Origin of the sequence: Stenotrophomonas sp. PFBMAA-4 (genome assembly GCF_030053215.1) — a bacterium.
Taxonomy (GTDB): domain Bacteria; phylum Pseudomonadota; class Gammaproteobacteria; order Xanthomonadales; family Xanthomonadaceae; genus Stenotrophomonas.
The window spans coordinates 107,016-125,770 of the sequence record NZ_JASGBW010000006.1 but is presented as its reverse complement, the minus strand read 5'-3'; the positions used below and the strand labels follow the sequence as shown (position 1 = coordinate 125,770).

Sequence of the window (18,755 nt, the reverse complement as noted above, 5' to 3'; positions counted from 1 at the left end):
GATGATGGATGACGTAGTGGACACCCCGGCGATCCAGCTGGAACCGAGCTGGAAGCAGCATGTCGGTGATTACCTGTTGCAGCCGCAGATGCGCGAGCTGTCCGCCTTCCTGCGCCAGCGCAAGGCTGCCGGTGCAGCGGTATTTCCGCCGGGCCCGCAGATCTTCGCCGCCTTCGACGCCACGCCCTTCGAGCAGGTGAAGGTGGTGATCCTGGGCCAGGATCCGTACCACGGCCGCGGCCAGGCCCACGGCCTGAGCTTTTCGGTGGCGCCGGGCGTGCCGGTGCCGCCGTCGCTGCTGAACATCTACAAGGAAATCGAGGGCGACCTCGGTATCGCCCGCCCCGACCACGGTTGCCTGGTGCCCTGGGCGCAGCGCGGCGTGCTGCTGCTCAACGCCGTGCTGACGGTGGAGGAGGGCCAGGCCGGTGCCCACCAGGGGCGTGGCTGGGAAGGCTTCACCGACCACGTGGTGGACGTGCTCAACCGCGAGCGCGACGGCCTGGTGTTCATGCTCTGGGGCGCGTATGCGCAGAAGAAGGGCAAGGTGATCGACACCCGTCGCCACCGCGTGCTGAAGTCGCCGCATCCCTCGCCGCTGTCGGCGCACCGCGGCTTCCTCGGTTGCCACCACTTCTCGATGGCCAACGAGTACCTGCAGCGCCAGGGCCAGGCACCGATCGATTGGTCACTGCCACCACGCGCCAGTCTCTGACGGCGCGCGGGCTCGACCCTACTCGGTCAGCATTTCAATGATGGCGTGGGCGACCTGGCGCTTGCGTGGCGGCAGTCGCCGCAGCAGGGACAGGATCGCGCTTTCCTGCGGGCTGCGTGCCGGGTCGATTGCGACAGATTCCGGAGCGACCAGCTCGCCGTCTTCCGGACGCCCGGGGCCACGACCGGTGGCCAGCCACTCAAAGTGGACCTGCGTCACAATCGCGAGTTTCGAGAGATGTTGCACACTGGGAACGGTACCGCCGTCACGTTCCCACTGAGCTACGGCGCTGCGGCGAACCCCGCAATGCAACGCCAACTGTGTTTGAGAAAGGCCAGCCGTTAGTCGGGCCCGGCGGATTCTGTCGCACATAGCCTGCATATTTCACCCCCTCTCCATGTTCGGTAAGCGCTGCTTCCCTGACAGCAATACTTTGTCTGCGTGTACAGAATTGCTGTCCCTTTCTGCACTTCAAGAGGCTTGCGCGTCGTTCCTGCGCGCCCGCAAGCGCCTCTTCCCCCCGATTTCACGCCGTCTTGTTTGACGGCCTTTCGTTGCCCCGGATTAATCGAACCGAACCGGAAATGAACGCAGTCCCACGCAGGGAGCGACACCGGCGGAGCGATTACTCCAGGACGACGCGCTGATCACGTCGCCACGGCGTGCCTCTGCCAAAAATCGGCGGAGAACGATGCATGGTTAATGTGAAGGGCGTGAAAGCATCGTCATTGCGCTGGCAGGCGCTGGTGATGCTTGTGGTGCTGGCAGTGCTCTCCTGCCTGGGCCGCGCACAGGCCCAGTCCGCCTGCACCGCCGGGGCCTGCGTCAGCGCTGGACCGCGCCTGGTGTCGGTCGATTCCACCCAGAGCCCGATCCTCAACCTGCTGTTCAGCGCACTGCTGCCGGGCACCAGTCTCACGCTCAGCGTCGCCGACTGGAACAGCCTGGCGGGCGCCAACGTCAACCTCAATGCACTGCTGACCCAGCTCAATGGCGGCGTCACCGTCAGCGACCCGAGCCAGGTGCTCAACACCAACATCACCCTGGGCCAGCTGCGTGCGGCGATGGTGCAGGTGCTGCAGGCCGATGGCCAGACCGCTGCGGCCAACGTACTGAACGTGCTGCCGCTGGGCGTGGCCGGCACCTCCGGCAGCATCCGCCTGGCCGACATCCTGCAGGTCGCGCTGCCGACCGGTTCACTGGCCACGGTGCGCCTGAACGTGCTCGACCTGCTGACCGGCGGCGTGCAGCTCTACAACTTCCGCAACGTGCTGACCACGCCGACCCCGATCACGGTGAACACCGCGGCCCTGGGCCTCAACGGCGTGGCCAACGTGCGCCTGTGGGCGCAGGTGATCGAACCGCCGAGCTACAACTGCGGCACGGTCGGCGCCGCATTCCACAGCGCGGCCATCCGCATCAAGCTCGACATGGACCTGGTGCAGGGCCTGAACACCGGTACCCTGACCGCCGCGTTGAATGGCCTCAACCTGCTCGGCGTCTCGCTGTCCAACACCAGCATCAGCGCCGACGTGCTGCACCTGCAGGTCTACGCCGATGTCGCACGCGCCGAAGGGTCGATCTCGGCGGTGAACCTGGTCGGCAACGCGGTGACCCTGCAGGCGCGTCCGGGCCTGGTCAACCTGTATGTCGGCCAGATCAGCGATGCGACCTTCTTCAATCGCAGCACGGTGCTGACCGAAACGGCGCTGACCACCGCCACCCTGACCAACCTCAGCGTGAAGGTGCGGGTGGGCGTGACCCTGCTGGGCGCCACGGTGCCGGTGGCCGACATCACCATCCCGATCGCGGTGGGCATCCGTGGCTTTGCCACGGCGACACCGGGCCTGCAGAGCGCCAGCTTCACCGGGCCCTACCCACAGACACGCACGCTCACGGCTGGCACCGTCAGCGCGGCCACGCTGGTCTCCACGCTGGTCAACTCACTCAACATCCAGCTCATCAGTGGCAATCCACAGGTGACGCTGCTGGGCTCGTTGTCGCTGCCACTGCCGGTGGCCGACCTGGTCAACGGCATCGTCAACACGCTGCTGACGCCGGTGCGCACGCTGGTCAATGCGGTGGTGACGCCGGTGCTGACCGCGGTGCTCGGCGGCGTGGTCGACAACCTGCTGGCCCTGCTCGGCATCCGCGTAGGCCAGGCGGTGTTCACCGTGGAAGGCGTGACCCAGGCCTGCGCCGCCACCCTGCAGCTGGTGAAGGACCTGCAGCCGACCAGCGACAGCGGTCGCTTCAACCTGTCCATCACCTACAACGGCAGCACGGTGGGCTCGGCCAGCAACGTCGGCAACAACGGCGCCACCGCGGCGATCATCACCGTGCCTGGCGGCAGCTATGCGCTGGCCGAGGCGGCGGCGGCCGGTACCACGCTGACCCGCTATGCCAGCACCTGGCAGTGCACCGACCAGAACAACACCGTGGTCTCGTCGGGCAGCGGCGGCAGCTTCACCCTGCAGGCGCCGGCGATGACCGCCACCGCCACCACCCTGGTGTGCCGCATCACCAACCGCACGCGCCAGGCCGATCTGTCGATCACCAAGAGCGATGGCAGCGGCACCTATACGCCCGGCGGCACCGCGACCTACACGCTGCAGGTGGTCAACAACGGGCCCGATGCGGTGACCAATGCGACGGTCACCGACACCCTGCCCAACGGCACCACCCTGCGTGGCGCGTGGACGTGCAGTGCGACCAGCGGCAGTACCTGCGCGGCGGCCAGCGGCGGCGCGGCAGGCGGCAATGCGGTGAACGTGGGCGTGAACCTGGTCAACGGTGGCCAGGCAACGATCAGCGTGCCGGTCAGCTTCAGCAACAACCCGGGCGCCTACTAGCGCGCGGTGCAGTGCAGTGCGCGCGGGGAATGCCCTGCGCGGGGGAAGGACAGGACCACCGATGCCGGATGCCTGCAACAGGCGACGGCGTGCATTCGAGGACGGACGCATGGCAGCAGTGGGCAGGCAGGGCAGGGCAGGCAGGGCTTCGGCCGGCATCGCGCATGCCATGGCCGTGCTGGCATTGCTGCTGCCGCCGCCGCTGCTGGCGCAGAGCTACCCGAACCCGTTGAACAACACCGCCACGGTGACCGCGCCGACCGACGTGGCCGACCCCACGCCGGGCAACAACAGCGCCACCGATACCAACGCCCTGGCCCTGCAGGCGCAGCTGAGCGTGAGCAAGACCCTGGTCAGCGCCAGCCCGGTGGCCGCAGGCGGGCCGGTGCAGTACCGCATCCAGGTGAACAACGCGGGGCCATCGGCGGCCAGCGGCGTGGGCGTGGTCGATACGGTGTCCTCGCTGCTGACCAACGTGGCCTGGACCTGCCAGCCGACCACGGCGGCGTCGTCCTGTGCGCAGCCCAGCGGCAGCGGCAACGCGGTGAACGTGCTGGTCAGCGTGGGCGTGGGTGACAGCGTGGTGCTGCTGGTGAACGGCACGGCGCCGGCCGCAACCCCGGCCACGGTGCCGGCCAACAGCGTGTCGCTGGTGCTGCCGTCGGGTACCACCGACCCGACCCCGGGCGACAACAGCGCCACCACGCCGGCCGTGCCGGTGCAGGCCAACGCGCTGGTCGCGGCCAACGACAGCTTCACCACGCCCGTTTCCTCCACCACCGGTGGCAGCACGCCGACGGTGCTGGGCAACGACACCCTGAACGGCCAGCCGGTGGTCGGCGGCAACCTGATCATTTCGCTGCAGAACGCGCCGGCGGGCTTCACCATCAACAGCGCGGGCGTCATCGCGGTGCCGGCCGGTGCCGCGGCAGGCGCAACGTCGATCGGCTACCAGATCTGCGAGAACGCCTCGCCGACCAACTGCGCCACTGCCACCGCGAGCCTGGTCATCGCGCCGACGGCCGTGGCTGACAGCTACAACGTGAACGCGGGCACCCCATCGCTCACCGGCAACCTCGCCGCCAACGACAACGCGCCGGCCGGCGCCACCTACAGCCAGACCGGTACGCCGGTGGCCGGTGCAACCATCAGCAGCACCGGCACGCTGACCTACGCACCGGCCGGCAACATCGTCCAGCCCGTGCAGATCAACTACCAGGTGTGCCTGCCCGCGCCGAATGCCAGCGTCTGTTCGACGGCGATCGCGTCGGTCGTGGTCGATGCCAACGTGCTGGTGGCCAACGACGATACCTTCGCCGTGCCGCTGCCGCCGGGTGCGGGTGGCACCACGCCCAGCGTGCTGGGCAACGACACCTTCGACACCGCCCCGGTCACGCCGGCGCAGGTGACGCTGAGCCTGGTCGGTGCGCCCAGCGGCTTCTCGATCAATCCCAACGGCACCATCGTCGTGCCGGCCAGCGCTGCTGCGGGTCCGCGGGCGTTGACGTACCAGATGTGCGATGCCAACGCGGCCACCAACTGCGCGACGGCCACTGCCAACCTGGTGGTCAGCCCGGATGCGGTGGACGATGCGGTCAGCACCCCGGGCGGGGGTCGCCCGGTGACCGGCACCCTGTCCGGCAATGACAACTTCGCCAGCGGCTCGGTCTTCACTCTGGGCACCCAGGCCACCCGTGGCACGGCCGTGGTCAATGCCGATGGCACCTTCACCTACACCCCGGCCAACGCCAACACCGGGCCGGATACCTTCACCTACCAGCTCTGCCTGCCGGCACCGAACGCCACCGTCTGCGATACCGCCACGGTGACCGTGAGCGTGGCTGCCAACCAGTTGGCCGCCGCCGACGACCTGTTCGCCACGCCGCTGCAGCCGGGCACCACCACCGCCGTCAGCCTGCTCGGCAACGACACCCTCAACGGCACGGCGGTGGCCCCGGCGGGTGTCAGCCTGGCACTGAGCGGTGCACCGGCCAGCATCACCGCCAACGCTGCCGGCCAGCTGCAGGTAGCCGCCGGCGTCGCAGCGGGCGCCTATGACTTCACCTACCAGATCTGCGAACTGCCGGGCGGCACCAACTGCGCCACCGCCAACGTGCAGCTGGTCATCGCCCCCGATGCGGTGGACGACAGCTTTGCCGCGACCGCGGGCGTAGCTTTGGCCAACACCGTGGCCGGCAATGACAACGTGCCTGCGGGTTCGCAGTTCAGCCTGCTGGCTGGTGCCGCGCACGGCACGGTCAGCGTTGCTGCCGATGGCGGCTTCAGCTACACCGCGCAGGGCACGTATTCGGGCGCGGACAGCTTCCGCTACCAGGTCTGCCTGCCGGCGCCCAATGGCGGCATCTGCGATGCAGCCACGGTGACGTTGAACGTGGCGGTCGCCGCCGTGGTGGCGGGCAATGACGACTTCACCGCCGCGCCGGTGCCCGGCACCGGCGGCACCACCGCCAGCGTGCTGGCCAACGACACGCTCAACGGTGTGGCGATCGACGCAGCGCAGGCCACCCTGTCGCTGATCAACGCGCCGCCGGCCGGCTTCACGCTGGCGCCCACCGGCGAACTGCAGGTACCGGCGGGCGCTCCGGCCGGACCGCTGAGCCTTGCCTACCAGCTGTGCCAGGCCGGCACCAGCAACTGCGCCACCGCTACCATCGCCGTGGTCATCGCGCCGCAGGCCGTGGCCGACAGCTTCACCACCCAGGTGGGTCGCGCGGTCAGCGGCAATGTGTCGGTGAATGACCGCGTCGCTGCCGGCAGCACCTATGCCGTCACTGGCACCGCGCCGCAGGGGCTGGTGTTCAATGCCGATGGCAGCTTCACCTACACGCCGCCGGCGCAGTTCACCGGCACCACCACCTTCAGCTACCAGGCCTGCCTGGCCGCGCCGTTCAACACCGTCTGCAGCACCGCCACGGCCACCATCAACGTCAACGCCGGCACGCTGGTCGCCAATGACGATGACTTCCGCGGCAGCCTGTTGAATCCAGCCACCGGTGGAACCACCATCAGCGTGCTGGCCAACGACACCATCAACGGTGCGATTCCGCCGGCCCCGGCCGAAGTCATCCTGAGCCTGCTGGGTGCGCCCAGCGGCTACGTGCTCAATCCCAATGGCACGATCTCGGTGCCCGGTGGCGCCGCTGCGGGTGCGGTGAACTTCGGTTACCGCCTGTGCGAGGCCGAGTTGCCGACCAACTGCGATGACGGTGCGGTGCAGCTGCTGCTGGCACCGGTGGCGGTGAATGACAACGTCAGCACCGCGGTGGGCGTGCCGGTCAGCGGCAATGTCGGCAGCAACGACAATGTCCCCGCCGGTGCCACCTTCAGCGTTACCGGCACCGCGCCGGCGGGCCTGGTGCTGGACGCTGGCGGTGCGTTCACCTACACGCCGCCGGCCGGCACGCAGGGCATCGTCACCTTCGCCTACCAGGCCTGCCTGCCGGCGCCGAACGGCACGGTGTGCGCGGGCGCGACGGTTACACTCAACGTCAACGCCGGCACCCTGGTGGCCGGTGATGATGACTTCCGTGCCACGCCGATCGGTGCCGGTGGTGGCAGCACGTTGTCGGTGCTGCTCAACGACAGCCTCAACGGTACCCAGCCGCCGGCATCGGCCGATGTGCTGCTGAGCCTGGTCGGTGCGCCGTCGGGCTTCACCCTGGATGCCAATGGCGTATTGAACGTCGATGCGGGCGTGCCGTCGGGCGCGCTGACGCTGACCTACCAGCTGTGCGAAACCGCGCTGCCGAGCAACTGCGATTCGGCGCAGATCCGCCTGGTGGTGTCGCCCACCGCCGTGGCCGATGTGTTCTCCACGCCGGCCGGGCAGCTGCTGTCGGGCAGCGTGGCCAGCAATGACAATGCGCCGGTGGGCGCGGTGTTCACGGTGTCGGGCACCACGCCGGACGGCCTGCAGCTGGGCCGCGACGGCACCTTCCAGTACACGCCGCCGGCCGGTTTCACCGGGCCGGTCAGCTTCAGTTACCAGGCCTGCCTGCCGGCACCGGACGGCGCGCTGTGCAGCACGGCCGGGGCGACCATCAACGTCAACGCCGGCACCCTGGTGGCGATGGACGACGACTTCAGCGCGACGCCGCTGGCGCCGGGCGCGACCAGCAGCACCAGCGTGCTGGTCAATGACAGCCTCAATGGCAGCGTGCCGCCGCCGGCCGGCAGCGTCACCCTGGCCCTGGTGGGCGCGCCGTCGGGCTATGCGCTGACCACGGCGGGCCTGCTGCAGGTGCCCGCCAGCGCCGCCGCCGGCGCCACGGTGCTGAGCTACCAGATCTGCGAAACCACTGCGCCCAGCAACTGCGCCAGTGCCAGCATCCGCCTGGTGGTGACGCCGTCGGCGCAGAACGACAGCTATTCCACAGCCGCGGGCCAGCCGTTGAACGGCAGTGTCGGTGACAACGACAACGTGCCGGCCGGTGCGGTGTTCACCATCGTCGGCGCCACGCCGGCCGGCCTGAGCTTTGGCGGCGGTGGCAGCTTCACCTACCTGCCGCCGGTCAACGCGGCCAGCCCGGTCACCTTCACCTACCAGGTATGCCTGCCGGCACCGAACACCGCGCTGTGCGCCACCGCCACGGCCAGCATCAACATCACGGTCGGCAGCCTGGCAGCCAACAACGATGATTTCAGCAGCGCGCCGGTCAATCCGGTGACCGGTGGCAGCACGCCGTCGGTGCTGCTCAACGATGCATTGAATGGCAGCACGCCGCCGGCCGCCGCCGATGTGCTGCTGAGCCTGGCTGGTGCACCGGCCGGCATCAGTCTCAACCCGGATGGCACCGTGAGCGTTGCCGCGGGCGTGCCGGCCGGTGGCCGCACGCTGACCTACCAGCTGTGCGAAGCGGCGGCGCCGGGCAACTGCGCCACTGCCACGCTGCGCCTGGTGGTGGCACCGTCGGCCGTCGACGATGCGCTGTCCACGCCGGCCGGCGTGGACCTGGCCAGTTCGGTGGCAGGCAACGACAACGTCGGCAGCGGCGCGCAGTTCAGCGTGGTCGGCACCCCGCCGCCCGGGCTGCAGTTCAACGCCGATGGCAGCTTCATCTTCGCCCCGGCGACGGGCTTCAGCGGTGCGGTCACCTTCAGCTACCAGGTGTGCCTGGCCGCGCCCGACAGCGGCGCCTGCGCCACTGCCACCGCCACCCTCAACGTCAACAGCGGCACCCTGGTCGCGGTGGATGACACCATCACTGCACCGGTTGCTGCTGGCAGCGCCACGTCCAGCGTGCTGGGCAACGACACGCTCAACGGCGCGACGCCGGCGGCGGACGAGGTGGTGCTCAGCCTGGTCGGTGCACCGTCCGGTTTCTCGATTGCCGCCGATGGCACGATCGCCGTGGCCACCGGCACCGCATCGGGCGCCACCTCGCTGACCTACCAGGTCTGCGAAGCGGCCGCCACGACCAACTGCGCCACTGCCAACGTGGCCCTGGTGGTCGCGCCGGCGCCGGCCAACGATGCCTTCGCCGTGCAGGCGGGCCTGTCGGTCACCGCCAACGTGGCCAGCAACGACGGCATGCCGGTGGGCTCGACCTTCGCCGTGCAGGGCACGCCGCCGGCCGGCGTGACCTTCAACGCTGATGGCAGCTTCACCTATGCGCCGCCGGCCGGCACCACCAGCCCCACCAGCTTCGTCTACCAGGCCTGCCTGCCCGCGCCGAACAGCGCGGTATGCGCGACCGCCACGGCGACGCTGAACATCAACAACGGTGCCCTGCTGGCCAACAACGACAGCTTCGGTGCGATCGCGCCGGGTGCTGCCACCGCCAGCGTGCTGGCCAACGACACCCTCAATGGCATCAGCCCGCCGGCACCGGCCAATGTGGCACTGACGCTGGTGGGCGCACCGGCTGGTTTCAGCATCAGCCCCACCGGCACGGTGTCGGTGCCGGCCGATGCGGCCAGTGGCGCCACCACGCTGACCTACCAGGTGTGCGAAACGGCGGCGGCCAACAACTGCGCCACCGCCAGCATCGCACTGGTGGTGCGGCCGACGCCGCAGAACGACACCATCAGCGTGCAGGCCGGCCAGGCCAATACCGGCAACGTCGCCGGCAATGATGCGATGCCCGCCGGTTCCACCTGGAACGTGCCGTCGCCGCCGCAGGGCCTGGTGTTCAATGCCAATGGCAGCTTCACCTACACGCCGCCGGCGGGCACCCTGGGCCCGGTCACCTTCAGCTACCAGGCCTGCCTGCCCGCGCCGGATGCCGCCGTGTGCGGCACCGCCACGGCAACCCTCACCATCGCCGTGAATGCAATCGTCGCCAACGACGATGCGTTCGCCGCGCCGCTGACGGCCGGCTCGGTGACGCCCAGCGTGCTGGCCAACGACGTCCTCAACGGCGTCACCCCGCCGCCGTCGGCGGCCGTGCAGCTGCTGCTGGTGGCGCCGCCGGCCGGCTTCATCATCAACAACGATGGCAGCGTGCAGATTCCGGCCAGCGCGCCGGCCGGCGCCACCACGCTGACCTACCAGCTGTGCGAGACCGCATCGCCGACCAACTGCGCCACCGCGGCCATCACCTTCGTGGTGACCCCGGCGCCGCAGGCCGATGCGTTCGCGGTGCAGGCCGGCGCGAGCCTGACCGGTGCCAGCGTGGCCACCAACGACAACCTGCCGGCGGGCTCCAGCTGGGCCGTGCAGGGCACCCCGCCGGCCGGGCTGGCGTTCACTGCCGATGGCAGCTTCAGCTACACGCCGCCGGTGGGCACCCTCGGGGCGGTCACCTTCACCTACCAGGCCTGCCTGCCGGCGCCCAACACGGCGGTGTGCAGCACCGCTACGGCCACCATCAACGTCAACACCGGCACCCTGGCCGCCGCCAACGACAGCTTCAGCGGCATCGCGGCCGGCGGCACCACGGCCAGCGTGCTGGCCAACGACAGCCTCAACGGCACGCCGCCGGTGGCCGCCAGCGTGCAGCTCAGCCTGGTCGGCGCGCCGGCCGGCTTCGTCATCAATCCCGACGGCACCATCGCCGTGCCGGGTGGCGTGCTGTCCGGCGCCACCACGCTGACCTACCAGATCTGCGAAGCTGCCGCGCCGAGCAACTGCGACACCGCTACGGTGGCGCTGGTGATCACCCCCTCGCCGCAGGCCGATGCCTATTCGGTGCTGGCGGCGGGCACCATCAGCAACGGCAACGTGGCCGCCAACGACAACCTGCCCACCGGCTCGCAGTTCTCGGTGCAGGGCACCGTGCCGGCCGGCCTGTCCTTCAACAACGATGGCAGCTTCACCTACACGGCGCCGGCCAATACGCCCAGCCCGGTGACCTTCACCTACCAGGCCTGCCTGCCTGCGCCGGATGCGGCGCTGTGCGGCACGGCCACGGTGACGCTCAACATCAACGACGGCACGCTGGCGGCGGCCGATGACAGCTTCACCGTCGCGCCGGGCGGCAGCACCGGTACCAGCGTGCTGGCCAACGACTCGCTCAACAACGTTTCGCCGCCGGCCGCCGGTACGGTGCTGGTGAGCCTGGTCGGCGCGCCGGCCGGCTTCGTGCTCGCGGCCGATGGCGTGCTGACCGTGCCTGCCGGCATCGTGTCCGGCCCGCTGACCCTGACCTACCAGGCCTGCGAAGCGGCATCGGCCGGCAACTGCGACACTGCCAGCATCGCGCTGGTGATCCTGCCGGCACCGCAGGCCGATGTGTTCGGCGTGCAGGCCGGGCAGGTGCTGTCGGCCAGCGTGGCCGGCAACGACAACATGCGGGCCGGTTCCAGCTGGACGGTGCAGGGCGCCACGCCGGCCGGCCTGGTGTTCAACACCGATGGCAGCTTCAACTACACGCCGCCGAGCGGCGTCACCGGCGCGGTCACCTTCCTCTACCAGGCCTGCCTGGCCGCACCGAATGCCGCGAACTGCGCCACCGCGCAGGTCACGCTGAACGTCAGCAACGGCACCCTGCTGGCCGGTGACGACACGCTGGCCGGCATTGCCCCGGGCGGCACGTCCGCCGCCAGTGTGCTGGCCAACGATTCGCTCAACGGCGTCAGCCCGCCTGCGCCGGGCGACGTGGTGCTGAGCCTGGTCGGTGCACCGGCCGCGTTCACCCTCAATCCGAACGGCACCATCACCGCGGGCAGCGGTGCGATGTCCGGCCCGACCACGCTGACCTACCAGATCTGCGAAGCCGTGGCGCCGGGCAACTGCGCCAATGCCAGCGTCACCGTAGTGGTCAACCCGGCACCGCAGGATGATGCCGCCGCCGTGCAGGTGGGGCAGAGCCTAAGCGCCAGCGTGGCCAGCAACGACAACATGCCGGCCGGTTCCAGCTGGAGCCTGCCGGGCACGCCGCCGGCCGGTTTCAGCTTCAACGCCGATGGCAGCTACACCTATGCGCCGCCGGCCGGGACCAGCGGTCCGGTGGTGGTGGCCTACCAGGTCTGCCTGCCGGCACCCAACGCCAACCTGTGTGGCACCGCCACGCTCACCCTCAACATCAACAACGGCGCGCTGGTTGCGGCCGATGACACCCTGTCCGGTGTGGTCGCCGGCAGCACCTCCAGCACCAGCGTGCTGGCCAATGATTCGCTCAATGGTGTGTCGCCGCCGGCCGATGCCACGGTGGTGCTGAGCCTGGTCGGCGCGCCGGCCGGTTACGCGATCACCCCGCAGGGCACGATCAGCGTGCCGTCCAGCGCGGTCTCCGGCCCGGTCACCCTGACCTACCAGATCTGCGAAGCCGCTGCGGCCAACAACTGCGACACCGCCAGCGTCACCGTGGTGGTCCGTCCGTCGCCGCAGCCGGATGCCTTTGCCGTGCAGGTCGGGCAGACGCTGTCGGACAGCGTGGCGGGCAACGACAACGTGCCGCCGGGTGCGCAGTACAGCGTGCAGGGCACCGCGCCGGATGGCCTGGTGATGACCGCCACCGGTGCCTTCACCTACACGCCGCCGCCGGGCCGCCTGGGCGTGGTCACCTTCGACTACCAGGTCTGCCTGCCTGCGCCGAACGCGGCAGTCTGTGGCGTCACGACCGCCACCCTCACGATCAACAACGGCACCCTCGTGGCCGGCGACGACAGCTTCAGCAACATCGCGCCGGGCAGCACCGTGGGCACCAGCGTGCTGGCCAACGATTCGCTCAACGGCGTGTCGCCGCCGGCTGCCGGTACGGTGACGCTGGCCCTGGTCGGGGCACCGGCCGGCTTCTCGATCAGTGCCGATGGCCTGGTCACCGTGGGCACCGGCGTGCAGTCCGGCCCGACCACGCTGACCTACCAGATCTGCGAGGCCGCCTCGCCGGCCAACTGCGACACCGCCAGCGTGCTGGTGGTGGTCAGCCCGGCGCCGCAGCCGGATGCCTTCGCCGTGCAGGCCGGGCAGACGCTGGCCAACAGCGTGGCCGGCAACGACAACATGCCGGTGGGTTCCACCTGGAGCGTGCAGGGCACCGCACCGGCCGGGCTGACCTTCGACGCCAATGGCAGCTTCACCTATGCACCGCCGGCCGGCACCGCCGGGCCGATCACCGTGACCTACCAGGCCTGCCTGCCGGCACCGAATGCGGCACTGTGCGGCACCACCACGTTCACCCTCAACATCAACAACGGCGACCTGGTGGCTGGCGATGACGTCATCACCGGCGTGGTTGCCGGTGGCACGTCGGCCGCCAGCGTGCTGGCCAATGACCGCCTCAATGGCGCCAGCCCGGCCCCGGCGGCCGATGTGCGGCTGTCGCTGGTGGGCGCACCGGCCGGCTTCACCCTCAACCCGGATGGCACGATCAGTGTCGGCAGCGGCGTGCTGGCCGGTTCCACCACGCTGCGCTACCAGCTGTGCGAAGCGGCGGCGGCCAACAACTGCGATACCGCCAGTGTCACCGTGGTGGTCAGCCCGACGCCGCAGGCCGATGCGTTCTCGGTGCAGGCCGGCCAGCAGCTGGTCAACAACGTGGCCGGCAACGACAACATGCCGGCCGGTTCGACCTGGAGCCTGCAGGGCACGGCGCCGGCCGGCCTGGTGTTCAACGCCGATGGCAGCTTCAGCTACACGCCGCCGGCCGGCACCCTCGGTGCCGTGACCTTCAGCTACCAGGCCTGCCTGCCGGCGCCGAACGGCAGCGTCTGCGGCACCGCGACGGTCACCCTCAACGTCAACACCGGCACGCTGCTGGCCGGCGATGACAGCTTCAGCAACATCGCCCCGGGCACGGCTACACCCAGCGTGCTCGGCAACGATTCGCTCAATGGCGTGACGCCGCCGCCGGCTGCGTCGGTGTCGCTGAGCCTGGTGGGTGCGCCCACCGGCTTCGGCATCAATCCCGATGGCACGATCAGCGTCGGCAGCGGCGTGGTGTCGGGCAGCACCACGCTCACCTATCAGATCTGCGAAGTGGCGGCGTCCAGCAACTGCGCCACCGCCAGCGTCAACGTGGTGGTGAGCCCGGCACCGCAGGCCGATGCCTTCAGCGTGCAGGCAGGGCAGTCGGTGAACAACAACGTGGCCGGCAATGACAACATGCCGGCCGGCTCGACCTGGAGCGTGCAGGGCACCGCGCCGGCGGGCCTTGTGTTCAACAGCGACGGCAGCTTCAGCTACGCGCCGCCGTCGGGCACGACCGGCCCGGTCAGCTTCACCTACCAGGCCTGCCTGCCAGCACCGGATGCGGCGCTGTGCGGCACCGCGACGGTCACCCTCAACGTCAACAGCGGCACCCTGGTGGCGGGCAACGACAGCTTCACCGGTATCGCCCCGGGCACCGCCACGCCCAGCGTGCTGGCCAACGATTCGCTCAATGGCGTGTCGCCGCCGGCCGCTGGCAGCGTCACCGTCAGCCTGGTCGGTGCACCGGCCGGCTTCACCATCGCCGCCGACGGCACGATCAGCGTCGGTACCGGCGTCACTGCAGGCACCACCACGTTGACCTACCAGGTCTGCGAAGCGGCGGCCTCGAGCAACTGCGCCACCGCCACGGTGACCGTGGTGGTCAGCCCGACGCCGCAGCCCGATGCCTTCAGCGTGCAGGCCGGGCAGGTGCTCTCCAACACGGTGGCGGGCAACGACAGCATGCCGGCCGGCTCCAGCTTCAGCGTGCAGGGCGCGACGCCGGCCGGGCTGGTGTTCAACACCGACGGCAGCTTCACCTATGCGCCGCCGGCCGGCACCACCGGCGTGGTCGGCTTCACCTACCAGACCTGCCTGCCCGCACCGAATGCGGCGCTGTGCAACACCGCCACGGTCAGCTTCAACATCGGCACCGGCACGCTGCTGGCGGCCAATGACAGCTTCAGCGGCATCGCCCCGGGCGGTACCACGTCCAGCGTGCTGGCCAATGACTCGCTCAATGGCGTGTCGCCGCCAGCCGCCGGGACGGTGACGCTGGGCCTGGTGGGGGCGCCGGCCGGCTTCGCCATCAATGGCGATGGCACGATCAGCATCGGCGGTGGCGTCACCTCCGGGGCCACCACGCTGACCTACCGCGTGTGTGAAGCGGCAGCGCCCAGCAACTGCGCCACCGCCACGGTGAACGTGGTGGTCAGCCCCGTACCGCAGGCGGATGCGTTCAGCGTGCAGGCCGGGCAGACGGTGTCGAACTCAGTGGCCGGCAACGACAACCTGCCGGCCGGCTCGACCTGGAGCCTGCAGGGCACCGCGCCGGCCGGCCTGGTGTTCAACGCCGATGGCAGCTTCACCTACCAGCCGCCGGTGGGCACCACCGGTGCGGTCACCTTTACCTACCAGGCCTGCCTGCCGGCACCGGATGCGGCGCTGTGCGGCACCGCCACGGTCACCCTCAACGTCAACACCGGCACCCTGGTGGCCGGCGATGACAGCTTCCCCGGCATCGCCCCGGGCGGCACCACGCCCAGCGTGCTCGGCAACGACTCGCTCAATGGCGTCACCCCGCCGCCGGCGAACACGGTGGCCCTGGGCCTGGTCGGCGCACCGGCCGGCATCAGCATCAACCCCGATGGCACGATCAGCATCGGCAGCGGCGTGCCCTCCGGCCCGACCAGCATCACCTACCAGGTGTGCGAAGTGGCCGCGCCCAGCAACTGCGCCAACGCAACGGTGAGCGTGGTGGTCAGCCCGGCGCCGCAGCCGGATGCCTACAGCGTGCGCGCGGGCCAGGTGCTGTCGAGCACGGTGGCGGGCAACGACAACATGCCGGCCGGTTCGACCTGGAGCGTGCAGGGCGCAACGCCGCCGGGCCTGGTGTTCAACGCCGATGGCAGCTTCACCTACACGCCGCCGGCCGGCACGCTGGGCGCGGTCACCTTCACCTACCAGGTGTGCCTGCCCGCACCCAATGCCGCACAGTGCGGCACCGCGTCGGTCACCCTCAACGTCAACACCGGCACCCTGGTGGCGGGCGATGACAGCTTCAGCGGCATCGCCCCGGGCGGCACCACGCCCAGCGTGCTGGCCAACGACTCGCTCAACGGCACTTCGCCGCCGGCGGCCGGCACCGTCACCCTGACCCTGGTGGGCGCACCGGCGGGCTTCGGCATCAACCCGGACGGCACGATCAGCATCGGCACCGGCGTCACGTCCGGGCCGACCACGGTCACCTACCAGGTCTGCGAAGTGGCCGCGCCCGGCAACTGTGCCACCGCCAGCGTGACCGTGGTGGTCAGCCCCGCGCCGCAGCCGGATGCCTTCAGCGTGCAGGCCGGGCAGACCCTGGCCAACAGCGTGGCCAGCAACGACAACATGCCGGCCGGTTCGGTGTGGAGCGTGCAGGGCGCGGCCCCGGCGGGCCTGCAGTTCAACGCCGATGGCAGCTTCACCTACACGCCGCCGGTGGGTACCAGCGGGCCGGTCAGCTTCACCTACCAGGTCTGCCTGCCCGCGCCGAACGCGGCCCTGTGCAGCACGGCCACCGTCACCTTCAACGTGGGTGGCGCGGCCAACGTGGTGCTGGCGGTGAACGATGACTTCAGCAGCACGCCGGTCGATCCCTCGGTGGGCGGCACCATCGCCCGCTCGGTGCTGGACAACGACAGCTTCAACAACGTCTCGCCGCCGCCGGTGGGCAGCGTGGTGGCCAGCCTGACCGGCAGCACGCCGGGCTACACCATGAACAACCAGGGCCAGATCATGGTGGCCCCGGGCGTACAGGCCGGGCAGGTGCAGCTGGCCTACCAGCTGTGCGAGAACGGCGTGCCGACCAACTGCACCACCGCCATCGCCACCGTGCTGGTGCAGGGCCCGGTGGGCGCACTGCTGGCGGTGGACGATACGGGTGGCCCGGTCGGGCCGGAAGGGCGCACCCGCCTGCTGAACGTGTTCGCCAACGACACCTTCAACAGCGCCGCGCTCGACCCGGCCCAGGTCAACTTCGTGCCGGTGGCGACCAATGCACTGACCTTCAGCGCCGATGGCTGGGTGGACGTGGCTGCGGGCCTGGCGCCGGGCAGCTACAGCACCACCTACACGCTGTGCCTGGTCAACCAGCCCACCGTCTGCGACGTCGGTACCGTCACCGTGACCGTCATCGCCGCAGAGCCGGGCGTGGTGGCCGAGGATGACCGCATCGACATGCCGCAGAACGGCGTGGTGGACATCGACGTGCTCGGCAACGACCGCGTGGATGGCACGCCAGTGGATCCGGCCACGGTCACTGTCACCATCACCGCGCCGCCGCCGTATGGCGATGCCACGGTGCTGCCGAACAAGCACATCCGCTTCGCGGTGCTGGCCAACTTCGCCGGTATCCAGAGCCTGGATTACCAGGTCTGCGATGTCGCCGATCCGTCGATGTGTGCCAGCGCATCGGTGGCCATCGTCGTCGAGCCGAACGTGCTGACCCTGGTCGATGACGCGGTGACTGCCGAGACCAGCGGCCCGCTGCTGATCAACGTGCTGGCCAACGACACCACCCGCAGCGCGCCGCTGGACCCGGCCTCGCTGCAGGTGGCGGCCGCGCCCGCGCATGGCACCGTGCAGTGCGCCAACGGGGTGTGCACGTACACGCCGGCCGCGGACTTCAGCGGAACCGACAGCTTCCGCTACCGCGTCTGCGACCTGAGCGTGCCGACCCCGTTGTGCGCCGAAGCCAACGTGGCGGTGACCGTGGCCGGCCAGCAGGCCGTGCTGCGCCTGACCAAGGTGGCCGCCAAGCGCAGTGCGCAGATCGGCGACCTGGTGCGCTACACCGTCACCATCGACAACGTGGGCGAGGTCGATGCCAACGGTGCCACGCTGCTGGATACGCTGCCGCCGGGCTTCACCTTCGTCAGTGGTGGCTTCGCGGTGCGCGATGCCGACAACGATGCGCGCACCAGTGGCGTGCAGCCGCTGCGCATCGACGGCATCGACGTGCCGGTGGGCGAGCGCGCCACGGTGGTGTACTACCTGCGCGTCGGCGCAGGCACCGGCACCGGCGTACACACCAACCGCATCACCGCCATCGACGGGCAGAACCGCAGCATCGGCAACGTGGCCACGGCCGACGTCGATGTCAGCGTGGATCCGCTGCTGGATGAAAGCCTGATCATCGGCAGCGTATTCGACGACCGCAACGGCAACGGCATCCAGGACGACGGCGAACGCGGCATCCCGGGCGTGCGCGTGGCGGCGGTGGAAGGCCTGGTGATGGAAACCGATGCGTTCGGGCGCTACCACCTGGTCGGCATCCCGGGTGGCGAAGCACGCGGCCGCAACTTCATCCTCAAGGTCGATCCGTCGACGCTGCCGGCCGGTGCGCGCTTCACCACGCCCAACCCGCTGGTACGGCGCATCACCCCCGGCCTGCCGGCGCGCTTCGACTTCGGCGTGCACATGCCCGACGGCGGGATGAGCCGCGAAGGTACGCCTGCCGCCGTGGTGCCACGCCCGGCGCGGGTGGAACTGGGCCAGGCGCTGTTCGCGCCGGGCAGCGCCACGCTGGCCGCCGACCGCGCCAGCGTGCTGGACAAGGCCGCCCAGGCATTGCTGGCGCGCGGCGGTGGCCGCGTGCTGCTGGTCGCCACGGCGGGCGAGGAAGCCCTGGCCCAGCAGCGTGCGCAGGCGGTGCGTGGCGCACTGGCCAGCCGCCTGCCGGCCGACGTCGCCGCCGCCACCCGCATCGAGGTGCATGGCGGTGATGGCCGCGTCCTGCAGCAACTGACGATCGAACCGCCCAGCGGGCCACCGCCGGCCGGCCCCAACAGCGGGGAGGGGCGCTGAGATGAAGACCCACCACCGGAGCCCTGCC

At 70.1% G+C, this 18,755-nt stretch carries 4 protein-coding genes; 3 read left to right on the top strand and 1 reads right to left on the bottom strand.

The window, feature by feature from the left end:
• Nucleotide 1 precedes the first annotated feature (1 nt).
• A complete protein-coding gene (gene ung, locus QMZ26_RS06310) occupies nt 2-715 on the top strand; it encodes a uracil-DNA glycosylase (protein ID WP_079223795.1) in 714 nt (237 codons plus the stop codon).
• 18 nt (nt 716-733) lie between these two features.
• Here ung and QMZ26_RS06305 read toward each other — a convergent pair whose 3' ends face one another.
• The gene (locus tag QMZ26_RS06305; RefSeq protein ID WP_283220918.1) at nt 734-1,087 is read right to left on the bottom strand and encodes a helix-turn-helix transcriptional regulator; all 354 of its coding nucleotides are present in this window, start codon (nt 1,085-1,087) and stop codon (nt 734-736) included.
• Between the two features lie 323 nt (nt 1,088-1,410).
• Between QMZ26_RS06305 and QMZ26_RS06300 the strand changes: the two genes are divergently transcribed.
• Nucleotides 1,411-3,567, top strand: a complete 2,157-nt coding sequence (locus QMZ26_RS06300) for a DUF11 domain-containing protein (protein ID WP_200732583.1) — start codon at nt 1,411-1,413, stop codon at nt 3,565-3,567.
• A 109-nt stretch (nt 3,568-3,676) separates the two neighbouring features.
• Nucleotides 3,677-18,727 carry an Ig-like domain-containing protein gene (locus QMZ26_RS06295; protein ID WP_283220916.1) on the top strand — a complete coding sequence of 5,017 codons (15,051 nt, stop codon included), beginning with the start codon at nt 3,677-3,679 and terminating at the stop codon, nt 18,725-18,727.
• The last annotated feature ends 28 nt before the right edge of the window (nt 18,728-18,755 follow it).